The sequence below is a fragment of the Polaribacter cellanae genome (assembly GCF_017569185.1).
Classification (GTDB): Bacteria; Bacteroidota; Bacteroidia; order Flavobacteriales; family Flavobacteriaceae; genus Polaribacter; species Polaribacter cellanae.
In genome coordinates this window covers 1,017,831-1,029,976 of the sequence record NZ_CP071869.1, presented here as the reverse complement: position 1 = coordinate 1,029,976, position 12,146 = coordinate 1,017,831, and the positions used below count along the sequence as shown (strand labels likewise).

At 30.8% G+C, this 12,146-nt stretch carries 12 protein-coding genes and 1 tRNA gene; 5 read left to right on the top strand and 8 right to left on the bottom strand.

Features of this window, described 5'->3' with window-relative positions:
* Position 1: 1 nt before the first annotated feature.
* On the top strand, positions 2–475 hold the full coding sequence (locus tag J3359_RS04785; RefSeq protein ID WP_208079605.1) for a Dps family protein: 474 nt from the start codon (positions 2–4) through the stop codon (positions 473–475).
* 137 nt (positions 476–612) lie between these two features.
* Here the strand turns inward: J3359_RS04785 and J3359_RS18270 are convergent, their stop codons facing one another.
* The 3 genes from J3359_RS18270 to J3359_RS04770 all read right to left on the bottom strand — a co-directional run bounded on the left by J3359_RS18270 (position 613) and on the right by J3359_RS04770 (position 3,293).
* Positions 613–1,257 carry an acyloxyacyl hydrolase gene (locus tag J3359_RS18270; RefSeq protein WP_243765984.1) on the bottom strand — a complete coding sequence of 215 codons (645 nt, stop codon included), beginning with the start codon at positions 1,255–1,257 and terminating at the stop codon, positions 613–615.
* 8 nt (positions 1,258–1,265) lie between these two features.
* Positions 1,266–2,153: a 3-hydroxybutyryl-CoA dehydrogenase gene (locus J3359_RS04775; RefSeq protein ID WP_208079604.1), complete on the bottom strand. Its 888-nt coding sequence runs from the start codon at positions 2,151–2,153 to the stop codon at positions 1,266–1,268.
* Between the two features lie 180 nt (positions 2,154–2,333).
* Positions 2,334–3,293 carry a Gfo/Idh/MocA family protein gene (locus tag J3359_RS04770; RefSeq protein WP_208079603.1) on the bottom strand — a complete coding sequence of 320 codons (960 nt, stop codon included), beginning with the start codon at positions 3,291–3,293 and terminating at the stop codon, positions 2,334–2,336.
* 243 nt (positions 3,294–3,536) lie between these two features.
* Here J3359_RS04770 and J3359_RS04765 point away from each other — a divergent pair, with 243 nt between their 5' ends.
* A complete protein-coding gene (locus J3359_RS04765; protein WP_208080411.1) occupies positions 3,537–4,178 on the top strand; it encodes a protein-L-isoaspartate(D-aspartate) O-methyltransferase in 642 nt (213 codons plus the stop codon).
* Here the strand turns inward: J3359_RS04765 and J3359_RS04760 are convergent.
* The 4 genes from J3359_RS04760 to J3359_RS04745 are packed head-to-tail and all read right to left on the bottom strand — an operon-like array spanning position 4,175 to position 7,192.
* Complete coding sequence (locus J3359_RS04760; protein WP_208079602.1) at positions 4,175–5,407, bottom strand: ATP-binding cassette domain-containing protein; 1,233 nt, start codon at positions 5,405–5,407, stop codon at positions 4,175–4,177. The two genes, J3359_RS04765 and J3359_RS04760, sit on opposite strands and share 4 nt — an antisense overlap.
* Before the next feature lie 40 nt (positions 5,408–5,447).
* Entirely contained in the window at positions 5,448–5,870 is a 423-nt protein-coding gene (locus J3359_RS04755) for a DUF2147 domain-containing protein (protein WP_208079601.1), read from the bottom strand.
* A gap of 48 nt (positions 5,871–5,918) precedes the next feature.
* On the bottom strand, positions 5,919–6,446 hold the full coding sequence (locus J3359_RS04750) for a KdsC family phosphatase (RefSeq protein ID WP_208079600.1): 528 nt from the start codon (positions 6,444–6,446) through the stop codon (positions 5,919–5,921).
* A gap of 47 nt (positions 6,447–6,493) precedes the next feature.
* On the bottom strand, positions 6,494–7,192 hold the full coding sequence (locus J3359_RS04745; protein ID WP_208079599.1) for a Rossmann-like and DUF2520 domain-containing protein: 699 nt from the start codon (positions 7,190–7,192) through the stop codon (positions 6,494–6,496).
* 74 nt (positions 7,193–7,266) lie between these two features.
* Between J3359_RS04745 and J3359_RS04740 the strand changes: the two genes are divergently transcribed.
* The 3 genes from J3359_RS04740 to J3359_RS04730 all read left to right on the top strand — a co-directional run bounded on the left by J3359_RS04740 (position 7,267) and on the right by J3359_RS04730 (position 9,449).
* Positions 7,267–8,421 carry a trans-sulfuration enzyme family protein gene (locus J3359_RS04740; RefSeq protein ID WP_208079598.1) on the top strand — a complete coding sequence of 385 codons (1,155 nt, stop codon included), beginning with the start codon at positions 7,267–7,269 and terminating at the stop codon, positions 8,419–8,421.
* A gap of 80 nt (positions 8,422–8,501) precedes the next feature.
* Positions 8,502–9,218 (top strand): bacillithiol biosynthesis deacetylase BshB1, encoded by a 717-nt coding sequence (bshB1, locus tag J3359_RS04735; RefSeq protein ID WP_208079597.1) that lies wholly within the window; start codon positions 8,502–8,504, stop codon positions 9,216–9,218.
* Between the two features lie 155 nt (positions 9,219–9,373).
* Positions 9,374–9,449: transfer RNA gene (locus tag J3359_RS04730), tRNA-His, on the top strand.
* A gap of 165 nt (positions 9,450–9,614) precedes the next feature.
* Here the strand turns inward: J3359_RS04730 and J3359_RS04725 are convergent.
* Positions 9,615–12,074 carry a TonB-dependent receptor gene (locus J3359_RS04725; RefSeq protein ID WP_208079596.1) on the bottom strand — a complete coding sequence of 820 codons (2,460 nt, stop codon included), beginning with the start codon at positions 12,072–12,074 and terminating at the stop codon, positions 9,615–9,617.
* Positions 12,075–12,146: the final 72 nt, after the last annotated feature.

The window sequence follows — 12,146 nt, the reverse complement described above, 5'->3', positions numbered from 1 at the left end:
AATGAGCAAATCAATATTAGGATTAGACAAAAAGGAAAGTGCAAATTTGGTAGATAATTTAAACGGATTATTATCAAACTTTCAAATATATTATCAGAATTTAAGAGGATTGCATTGGAATATCAAAGGGAAAAATTTCTTTGAATTGCATGTAAAATTTGAAGAGTTTTATACAGATTCTCAAGTTAAAATAGATGATATCGCAGAACGTATTTTAACCTTGCAAGGTAAACCATTACACACTTTTACAGATTATATAAACCATTCTTCTGTACCTGTTGGAAAAGACGTTTCTAACGATGTGGAAGCTGTAAATTTGGTTGTAAGTTCATTGTCAGAATTATTAAAAATCGAAAGAGAAATCTTAGACGTGTCTGACGAAGCAAATGACGAAGGAACAAATTCTATGATGAGCGATTTTATTGCAGAACAAGAAAAAACCATCTGGATGTTAAATTCTTGGTTAGGAAAATAGTAGAAAACATCTCTTACAAGGTTTTTAAAACCTTGTAAGTATAATTTCAATAAAAAAATAAATCCTGTAAAACTATAAAATTTTACAGGATTTTTTAAATTTCAATTATTTTGTTTTAGTTCAAACAGTATAAGATATTACTGTAATTTATATGAAAATCCAACTTCAAAACCGACAATATTGTAACCATTATTAGGTAATTGTGTATCGAAATTTGAAACATGACCAATATTACTTCCTATATATAAATATGTTTTTGTTGAGGTTTTGTAGGAAAATCCTAAAGAACCGTTTTCAATAAAGGTGAACCCCTTGGCTAAACGCTCTGTTCTGGTGTCAATCGTTCCAACACCCAAACCTACAGTTAATTGAATATCTAAATTTCTTAGTATTTTTTTCTTTACTACAAAACCCAATTCAAAAGCATACAAATGCATTGTTTTTAAGGCGGTAAATTCTTCTCTTTTTTCCAGATAATTAGTTTCACCTGGCGTAACAAATTGCTCGTTTAATAGTTGATGTTTTAAAGCCTGAATTTGAGGTTGTACAATCAATTCAAAATGTAAATTTTTCCAGTTTCCTAAGTCGTAAAAAGCTTGAAACTTGAAAGTATTTGTGGTATAGGAATAATCTTTATCATCAAAAAGAAAGTTTTTTTCATTTGCATTGTTATAGAGAAAACCAACTTTTTTGGGAAAAAGAAATCCTTTTTTCACCTCTTGACTCATCATTTTAAAAATAGATAAGAAAAGAAGTAAAAAAAGGATTATTTTATGTTTCATTATAGTAGTTATGAAAACATTTTAGCAACCCTTTCTGCTTTTCTATTTTCTGAGTAATCATAAAAACCTTCACCAGATTTTATACCTAATTTTCCAGCCATTACCATGTTTACCAATAAAGGGCAAGGAGCATATTTTGGATTCTTAAAACCATCGTGCATTACATTTAAAATAGATAAACAAACATCTAAACCTATAAAATCTGCCAATTGCAAAGGTCCCATTGGATGTGCCATTCCTAACATCATAACTGTGTCTATTTCTTTAACGCCAGCAACACCATTATACAATGTTTCTATAGATTCGTTAATCATGGGCATTAAAATTCTATTGGCAACAAAACCAGGGTAATCATTCACTTCTACTGGAATTTTATGCACCTTTTTAGATAAATCTACAATCGTATTCATTACGTGATCAGATGTGTTGTAGCCTCTAATTATCTCCACCAATTTCATAATTGGTACAGGATTCATAAAATGCATTCCAATTACTTTTTCTGGTCTGTTTGTAACTGCTGCAATTTGTGTAATAGAAATTGAAGAGGTATTTGTTGCCAAAATTGTGTTTTCGTCGCAAACTTCATCAAGCTCTTTAAATATTTTCGATTTTAAAGACACATTTTCTGTGGCTGCTTCTACAACTAAATCAACATTTTTTGCGCCTTCATTTATCGCTGTAAAAGTAGAAATATTTGCCAAAGTTTTCTTTTTGTCAGTTTCAGAAATTTTTTCTTTGGCAACCATTCTATCTAAATTTTTAGAGATTGTTGCCATTCCTTTGTCCAAAGCTTCTTGCGAAACGTCGATTAAATGTACTTTGTAGTTAAATTGTGCGAATGTATGTGCGATTCCATTTCCCATGGTTCCAGCACCTATTACTGCTATGTTTTTCATATTAAAAAAAGCCCATCCTAACCTTCCCAAAAGGAAGGAATTTTTACTCGGGCGAATAAAAATTTTGTTATTAAAAAATTATTTTAAATTGCTAAAAGTTCAAGGTTTATACATTTATTATTGAAGTCTCTCCTTAAGAGTATTTCTTTCCCTTTGGGAAGGATTAAGAATGAAGCCTCACTAAAAACAATCAATTACCATTTGGGCAACTCGTAAAGCTTCTGTTCCTGCACTTAAAGAAACAACAGGTTTTGTTCCATTTTCAATTGCATCCGCAAAAGATTCTAATTCGTCTAAAATGGCGTTGTTTGCTTCAACTTCGGGGTTGTCGAAATAAATTTGTTTTTTAATGCCTTCCGCATTTTGTAAAATCATAGCAAATTCATCTGGTTTTTCAGGAACATCTTTCATTCGAACCACTTCAGAAACTTTCTCTAAGAAATCGACAGAAATATATGCATCTTTTTGAAAAAATCTTGATTTACGCATATTCTTCATCGAAATTCTGCTTGCCGTTAAATTTGCAACACAACCATTTTCGAACTCAATTCTTGCGTTGGCAATATCTGGTGTTTCAGAAATTACAGAGATTCCACTTGCGTGTACGTTTTTCACTTTAGAATCTACCACAGAAAGAATGATATCAATATCATGAATCATTAAATCTAGCACCACAGGTACATCTGTTCCTCTTGGATTAAATTCTGCCAACCTGTGTGTTTCAATAAACATTGGGTTGTTTATTTTATTTTTTACAGCCGTAAAAGCAGGGTTAAATCGCTCTACATGACCAACTTGACCTTGTATGTGATTTTGGCTTGCCAATGTTTTAATTGCTTCTGCTTCTAAAACAGTTTTTGTAATTGGTTTTTCAACAAAAATATGACAGCCTTTTTCAATCGCCATTTTTGCACACTCGAAATGAGATAAAGTGGGAGTTACAATATCTACAACTTCCACAGCATCCATTAAGCTCTCCATAGAATCGAACAATTTGTAACCAAATTCTTTGGCAACTTTTTGTGCATTTTCTATAAATGGGTCGTAAAAACCAACCAGTTCGTATTTTTCTGATTGTTGTAATAAACGTAAATGAATTTTTCCCAGATGTCCAGCACCTAAAACTCCAGCTTTTAACATAAATATTTTATTTTTTATTCTGTCTCCTCGAGCGCAGTCGAGAGATTTTATTGTTAATTTTATAATTTGTTCTCAAGAACTTTGTCCCCCATTTTCACTCAAAATATTTTTTGAGTTCAATAATGCTCGAATGGACATATACTAATTGTAAGACTATAAAAATTTAAACAAAAACAAAGATACGATTTTATAGGAATGTATTTAGATTTATTACTATTTTTAGGTTTCAGAAATCTCTTACAATTGAAAGACACCTCAAAACATCAAGGACGTAGAAATCAGCTTGCTAATGTGTTAGAAGCAAAAGGTATAATCGACGAAAATGTATTGAATGCTATACGTAAAATTCCACGGCATTTATTTATAGACTCTAGTTTCGAAGATCATGCATACCAAGATAAAGCATTTCCAATCGCTGCAGATCAAACCATTTCTATGCCTTATACAGTTGCTTTTCAATCGCAAACTTTAGAAATAAAGCCAGAAGATAAAGTGTTAGAAATAGGCACAGGTTCTGGTTACCAAACTGCAGTTTTATTAGAATTAAAAGCGGAAGTTTATTCCATAGAAAGACAAAAAGAACTGTTTAAAAGAACGTCTTTATTCTTACCAAAACTAGGTTACAAGCCTAAGAAATTTATTTTTGGAGATGGTTATAAAGGTTTCAGAGAAAAAGCACCTTTCGATAAAATAATTGTAACTGCAGGAGCACCTTTTGTTCCAAATCCATTATTATCGCAATTAAAAATAGGAGGAAAGTTGCTAATTCCTGTGGGCGATAAAACACAAATAATGACGCTTTTCATTAGAAAATCTCCCAAAGAATTCGAAAAACACGAATTAGGAGATTTTGCTTTTGTACCTATGTTAGAGGAGAAAAACTAAACATCTTTTTTAACATTTCCTAAAGAACCATTTTTAGTTGGCGTAAGTTCGTAGGTAAAGTCTGGTTGCAAATCATTTACAATTCTGTGAGAAACAAAAAGTACAGTTGTATTGCTTTCTTTGGCTATTTTATTAATTAAAGCAACCACAATTGCGGTTCCTTTTTCATCTAAATTAATAAGAGGTTCGTCTAAAATTAATAAAGGTGGATGTTTTATCATTGCTCTTGCAATTAAAACCAAACGTTGGTTCGCAACAGATATATTCTGGACAGCCGTATTTTTATCACTATCTAAGTTTAGTAATTGAATCCAGTTATCTGCTGTGGTTTTTTGGAATGTAGAAGGTGTTTGATACAAACCAACACTGTCATAAAAACCAGATAAAATCATTTGTTTTACAGTTTGTTTTCTATGAAATAATTCTAATAAATTAGGACTGAAATAACCGATTTTCCTTTTTATTTCCCAAACACTTTCTCCTGTTCCTTTTTTCTTGCCAAATAAATAAATTTCTTGTTCGTAAGCTTTTACGTTGTTTCCATAAATCATGGATAAAATAGTCGATTTTCCAGATCCATTTGGGCCAATTATTTGCCAAAACTCGTTTTTATGAATCGTCCAATTTATCGAATTTAAAACCTGATTTTTATCATAAAAAACATTTACATTTTTAAAACAAATTATTGTATTTTTAATGTCTTTGTAAACGATTATCGATTTTGGAATTTCTCCATCAAAAATAAAGGTCTCATTTTTATAATGATAGTTTTCAATTGGAATTTGGTTTTTTATTTTATCATTTTCAATTTCTAAAACACGAGATATTACAGGTAGAATTTCCTCTTTTCTATTAAAAATTTGAAGAATAATTATTTCTGAAGATAACTTAACAAGTTTTTCTTTTAATAATTTTACAGAAGCTATGTCTAAACTTTCAAAAGGACTGTCTAAAATTAAAAAATGCGGTTTTTGTAGCATTGCATAGTTGAGTAATGCTTTTTGTTGTTCTCCTCTTGACAAAGAACGAATGCTTCTGTTTTTTATAAGTGTGTTGGTATTGTGTTTTGCTTCAATTTTCATCAGTTTTTCTAAAACTGAGTAAGAAAATAAGAAACCTTTTTTTGCTTTTAAAATTTGTAAAGAATGTTTACCATTTAAAATGTTATTTAATAATTTGCTTTTGGGTAAAATCGAAGATTTATGAATTGCAAAATGGGTATTCTTCATATTTTTTGGATTTTTTATGCAGTAATTTTTAGAAGAAAAATTACTTCGCTCTTTCCCAATAAGCTGTTTTTCCAAAAAGTGAAACTCCAATATAACCACGAAGTTTTAGTTTATTCGGTTTTACAAGTTTAATATAACATTTGTATGTTTTTCCGTTCCTTGGATCTATAATGGTTCCTCCAGACCATTCATCATCGTCTTTCTTTAAACCAGATAAGATGTCTAAACCTAAGATGGGTTTGTTTTTAAATTCGCCTTCGCAATCTACACAACGTGCATCTTTTCTATCAGGATTCATAATTTTAACAACTTTTCCGTAAGCTTTTCCTTCTTTTTTGTAAATTTCTAAAACAGAATCTACGACACCTTTGTCGTTTCTAGAATTCCATTTCCCGAAAATAGTTTGTGCATTTATAGTAAAAGTTAAAATAAAAAGTAAAGTTGTTAAAAATATCTTTTTCATAGTTGTTAAGTTTTTATTTCCAAAAGTATCAAAAATAGGGAAAAAAGTTTAATCGTATTTTGCGTTGAAATTATTCTCCCATTTTCCTTGTACTCGAAGAATTTGTTCAATTATATCTCTAACACAGCCTTCGCCACCTTTTTTGTAAGAAATATATTTAGAAATTTGCTGAATTTCTGGAGCCGCATCATTTGGGCAACAAGGCATTCCTACTAATTTCATCACTGGGAAATCTGGAAGATCATCTCCCATATACAATACGTTTTCTGGTTGTAAATCGTATTTTTCTACCAATTGATTGTATTGCATAATCTTATCATGAGCGCCTAAGAAAATATCTTTAATACCTAAGTTTGCCAAACGAGTTCTTACACCTTCGTTTCTTCCGCCAGAAATAATACACACGTTAAAACCTTTATTAACAGCTGTTTTTAAAGCATAACCATCTTTTATATTCATGTGTCTTACCAATTCTCCATCTGGCATAATGGTTACCATTCCGTTTGTTAGAACACCATCCACATCAAAAATTAAGGTATTTATTTTGGGTAATAATTGTTTATAGCTAATTTCCATAATTATATTTTAAAGCCTTTCGATTGCACTCAAGGAGATGTCTTCTTTTATTTAATTGAATTTACAATCGACTTTGTGATTAATTTATATATTTTTTGTTGTTCTTTATGCAGCAAATCTAAATGATTTTTTATTGTTTTTTTATCATTTCTAATGGCAGGACCTGTTTGTGCTTTTTCAGGAGATAATGTTTTAATTTTTAATGCTGTTTCTTCAATTAAAGGTTGTAAAATTTCAAAAGGAACCTCATTTTCTTCACAAATATCTTTTCCTATTTTATAAAAATGATTTGTAAAATTATTTACAAAAACAGCAGCAACATGTAAAGCTTTTCTCTGCTCTGAATTTACGTTATATATTTTTTTTCCGATTGATTTTGCTACGGTTTCTAGTAGTTTGTAGTCATTTTTATTTTCAGCTTCCAAACAAAAAGGAACTTCAGAAAAATCGACATTTTTATCTTTTGAAAAAGTTTGCAACATGTAAAAGACACCTTTGTTTGATGTGTTTTTTAAATTTTCCATAGCAAAACTCCCAGAAGTATGCACCACAAAAGAGTTTTTAATTTTTGAAGAAACTTTGGCAATTGCATCATCTGAAACTGCAATAATTGTAAGATTTGCTTTTGGAATGTTTGTTAAACTTCTGGAATTTCCTTGAATCGCATTTATAGTATCTACTTTAGAAAAAGCGTTTACCAAATGCGTTGCAACATTTCCATTACCAACAATTAAAACTGAAATCATATAAGCGAAGATATTCAAAAATTATAGAAATTTAGAATTGGATTTGGTATTTTAGCAGAAGTAAACTTTTTTAAATGAGAGATGATAAAAAATTAGGAATAAACACAACGTGCGTTCACGTTGGCGAAGTAAAAGATAGCGAACATAAAGGAGCAGTTTCTCCAATTTATATGGCAACTTCCTATGCTTTTGATGGTGTGGATGTAAAACGATATCCACGTTATTTTAACACACCAAATCAAGAAATGTTGTGTAAAAAGATAGCAGCTTTAGAAAAAACAGAAGATGGTTTGATTTTTAGTTCTGGAATGGCAGCAATTTCTGCAGCTATGTTTGCTTTTTTAAAAACGGGCGATCATGTAATTATTCAGCAAGTAATTTATGGTGGCACTTTTAATTTAATTGTTTCTGAGTTCGATAAATACGGAATTGAATATTCGTTTACAGAATCTGATAAAGTAGAAGATTTTGAATTGCTCATTAAAGAAAATACAAAGATTTTATATATTGAAACACCTTCGAATCCGCTTTTAGGAATTACAGATTTAGAGGCTATTGCTAAGTTGGCAAAAACAAATAATTGTTTGACAATGATTGATAACACGTTTGCTTCTCCTATAAATCAGAATCCTATAGATTTTGGGATTGATATTATATTACATTCTGCCACAAAATATATGGGAGGACATTCAGATATTTCTGCAGGTGCAATTGCAGCTTCCAAAAAACATATAGAAACTATTTGGAAAACTGCCATTAATTTTGGTGGAAATTTAAGTGACCAAACAGTTTGGCTGTTAGAAAGAAGTTTAAAAACACTAAATCTTCGTGTAAAAGAACAAACCAAAAACGCACAAAAAATGGCTGAATATTTAGAAGGAAACCCAAATATAGACCAAGTTTATTATCCAGGATTAAAAAGTCATCCACAATATGAATTAGCAAAAAAACAAATGAAAGGTTTTGGAGCTATGTTATCTTTTGAATTAAAAGAAAATATTGATGCCATGGAATTTCAGCGTAATTTACAGCTCATAAAACCGTCTATGAGTTTGGCAGGTTTGGAAAGTACAACTGTGAGTCCAGCACAAACCACACACGCTTTATTAAGTGAAGAAGAACGTTTAGAAAGAGGAATTAGAAATGGCTTAATTCGTTTTTCAGTAGGAATTGAAGAGGTAGAAGATTTATTTGCAGATATTGAACAGGCTATTAACAGTTTAGTTTAAATAACGATTGTCTCCTCGAGTGCAGTCGAGAGATTAATAAGAGGTCTCGACTGCGCTCGACCTGACAAAATAGAGTAATTATGAAATTAGATATATTAGCTTTTGGTGCACATCCAGATGATGTAGAATTAGGTTGTGGAGCAACAATTGCCAAAGAAATTTCCTTAGGAAAAAAAGTAGGCATTGTAGATTTAACACGAGGAGAATTAGGAACACGTGGTTCTGCTGAAATTCGTGATGTAGAAGCAAAAAATTCAGCAAAAATATTAGGAGTTTCTGTACGTGAGAATTTAGCTTTTGCAGATGCTTTTTTTACAAACGATAAAAAACATCAATTAGAAGTTATAAAAATGATTCGCAAATACCAACCAGAAATCGTCTTGTGTAACGCAGTTGACGACAGGCATATAGATCACCCAAAAGGAAGTAAGTTGGTTTCTGATGCTTGTTTTTTAAGTGGTTTAATGAAAATTGAAACGGAAGTAGAAGGGAAGCAACAAGAAAAATGGCGACCTAAACAAGTATATCACTTTATACAATGGAAAAACATAGAACCAGATTTTGTAATTGATATAACAGGGTTTATAGATAAAAAAACGGCTTCAGTTTTGGCATATAAAACGCAATTTTACGATGCAAATAGTAACGAACCAGAAACGCCAATTACTAGCAAAAATTTTATAGATAGTATAAATTATCGAGCAAGAGATTTAGGAAGATTAATAGGAGTAGAGTTTGCAGAAGGTTTTACCACAGAACGTTATGTAGCTGTAGAAAATTTAGATAAATTAATTTAGTAATAATATAATTTTCGATAGTTTATCGAAGTTTTAGATAGACTTTCTTTTCCTCAAAAACGTGAATCAAGAAATAATGTTTTTGATAGAAAAAAACATTATTTTTTATTGTTTTAGAATAGAAAAAATATTTATATTTGCACCCGCAATTATATGGTGGTTGTAGCTCAGTTGGTTAGAGTATCGGTTTGTGGTACCGAGTGTCGCGGGTTCGAGTCCCGTCTTCCACCCAAAACACAAAGCTTCTTAGAAATAAGGAGCTTTTTTTGTGCTTAGAATTTTATAAAAGATTAAAATGGTGCGAAAAATTTATCTTGAGTAAGGTGAAAGGAGTCTCATCTTCTAATAAAAATGTAAATCTTCTTAGAAATAAGGTTTTATTTAAACTAAAAAGTTCTAAAATACTCCTCCACCATCATCATCTCTTTCTTGAGAATTTCTATTTTTTTGATTTTTATTTTGATTGAATCTGTAGGTAAAGTTCAGCGAAATTTGACGAACTCTCCATTGGAAACTTTGGTTGGTAATATTCGTAGGATTTTCTCTACTTGGCGAAAATGTATTTGTAACATATTTTCTTGAATTGAAAACATCGCTCACGTTTAAAACCAAGGTTCCTTTGTCTTTTAAAATATCTTTGCTAAATGCTAAATTTGTAGATAAAATTCCCTTTGTATCGCTTTGAGCATCACTTCTTGGTCCTCTGTAAAATAATCTTGTTTGCCATTCGATATCTGCTGGTAAAGTAACTCTGGCATCGAATCTTGTAAACCAAGAAGTATTTTGGGCATCGAAATTTTGGTTGATTGTTGACGTAATTCCAGTTGTTGGATTGGTTACATCGTACGAATAATCTCCATCTGTTTTAAATTGAAAAAAGTTAAAACTTCCTGAAAAACGTAGTTTTCTTGATGGATTGTAATTGGCGTTAAATTCGAATCCCATTCTGTCTTCAGAAGCTAAATTAATTGGCTGTCTTACCAAAACATTGGTTTCTTTTCCATCTATAATTCTAACTTCTTGTCTGTTAACTCTTACAATATCGTTGGTAGAATGTTGGTAGTAAATAGAGGAATTTAAAGTTAATTTACCCCATCTATTTAAGTAACCTAAATCGAAAGAATTGGTGTAGGTTGGGTCTAAATCTACATTTCCTTTGTAAATTATGGTTCTACTTGCTCTATTTTCAAATGGATTTAATGAACGAGAACGTGGTCTTCTTAAACGTCTACTGTAACCTAAAGTAAAGCTTTGGTCTTCTGTTATTTCATATCCTAAATTTATGGTAGGAAAAAAATTTGTATAGTTTTTTGTAAACTTTTCTTGTGAGGTTAAAAGGTTTACATCAATTTTTGTAAGTTCTGCACGAAGTCCTAATAAATAAGAGAATTTGTTTATTTTACTTCCATATTGTGTATAAAATGCATTTACATTTTGTGTAAATTCTAAATTATTAGAAGGATTAAATTCATCTAGACTAGATAAATTTACAAGATAATTTGATGTTAGCACTTCGAAATTCCCTCTATAACCTGCTTCAAACTGAGAGTTTTTTCCAATTGGCAATACATAATCTGCTTGAAAAAGTTTGTCAATTGTAATTTCATCAGTAAAATTTGTCTCTGGGTTACTATCTGTAATAATCGCAGATTCGTTTTCTTTTCCAACACTGTATTGATAATCTAAACTTAACTTATGTCCTTTATCATCGAAATTATTTACGTAATTTAAAGAAAATTGTAGGTTTTGGTCTTTTTCGCCTTCATCTTGAATACGTGTTGAATTATATAAACTATTTCCTGATGGATTGAACGAACTAATTTCTGTGGTCGATAAATTCTGTCCATCTGAATCTCTCACAAAAATGGTACCTGTTAAAGCGCTTTTTTTGTTGATAAAATACTCCAAACCAACATTTCCGTTAAATCCTTTGCTGGCTCTATCAAAATTTCTGTCTTCGATTCTAGTACTATCTAAAATGCCATTAGATAAATAAGAAATATCCGAATTATATCTTCCTGGACCACGTCTATCTCTATATCCAAAATTAGAGAATAAATTAATTTTCTCTGTTCTAAGATTTAAATTTACCGAACTTTGGTAAGATCTTGGGTCACCAACATTTACGTTTACAGAACCATTAAAGCCTGTTGCTCTTCCTTTTCTAAGAATAATATTTAAAATTCCTGCGGTTCCTTCTGCATCGTATCTTGCAGATGGCGAAGTAATTACTTCTACACGTTCTATGGCATCTGAAGGCAATTGTCTTAGTGCTTCTGCACCATTTAAGCCTACTAATGCAGATGGTTTTCCATCAATTAAAATACGTACATTCGAACTTCCACGCAAACTTACAGTTCCTTCAGGATCTACATCTACAGAGGGTACATTATCTAAAACGTCGGAAGCTGTTCCACCTTTTACAGTCATATCTTTACCAACATTGTAAATCTTTTTATCTAAACGAATATCTACAGTCGATTTTTCTGCAATTACCACAATTTCGTCTAAACTAGAAGTATCTTCCTTCAATTTTATAATTCCTAAGTCTTTATTTGTTGAAATTTTTTGTGCAGGAAACTTTATGGTTTTAAAAGAAATAAACTCAACATTAATTTCATACGTAGATTTTGGTGCTTGAATACTAAAAAAACCTTTCAAATCTGTAATACCACCTGAAACTTTTTGGGTTTTGGTATCTTTTAAAATTACAGTTGCGTACTCTAAACCTTGGTTGGTGGCTGCATCTACAATTTTACCTGTAATTTTAATGTTTTTTGATGTTGAACCTTTCTGTGCAAATAAAAATGTTGCTAAGAAAAGGCAACATAGAAAAATAGTATTTTTTTTAGTCAAAATTTGTTGTTTTTTTTATTTAGGACAGTAAAACTCCAACTAAGTTTAATTTGTCTTTGTTAAAAAAAAGTT

Coding starts and splice junctions, on each gene's coding strand:
- J3359_RS04745 (WP_208079599.1), bottom strand. CDS start 7,192: ATGATTTCAGTTTTAATTGTTGGTAATGGAAATGTTGCAACGCATTTG.
- J3359_RS04755 (WP_208079601.1), bottom strand. CDS start 5,870: ATGAAAAAGATATTTTTAACAACTTTACTTTTTATTTTAACTTTTACT.
- J3359_RS04750 (WP_208079600.1), bottom strand. CDS start 6,446: ATGGAAATTAGCTATAAACAATTATTACCCAAAATAAATACCTTAATT.
- J3359_RS04770 (WP_208079603.1), bottom strand. CDS start 3,293: ATGTTAAAAGCTGGAGTTTTAGGTGCTGGACATCTGGGAAAAATTCAT.
- J3359_RS04775 (WP_208079604.1), bottom strand. CDS start 2,153: ATGAAAAACATAGCAGTAATAGGTGCTGGAACCATGGGAAATGGAATC.
- J3359_RS04785 (WP_208079605.1), top strand. CDS start 2: ATGAGCAAATCAATATTAGGATTAGACAAAAAGGAAAGTGCAAATTTG.
- J3359_RS04740 (WP_208079598.1), top strand. CDS start 7,267: ATGAGAGATGATAAAAAATTAGGAATAAACACAACGTGCGTTCACGTT.
- J3359_RS04760 (WP_208079602.1), bottom strand. CDS start 5,407: ATGAAGAATACCCATTTTGCAATTCATAAATCTTCGATTTTACCCAAA.
- J3359_RS18270 (WP_243765984.1), bottom strand. CDS start 1,257: ATGAAACATAAAATAATCCTTTTTTTACTTCTTTTCTTATCTATTTTT.
- bshB1 (WP_208079597.1), top strand. CDS start 8,502: ATGAAATTAGATATATTAGCTTTTGGTGCACATCCAGATGATGTAGAA.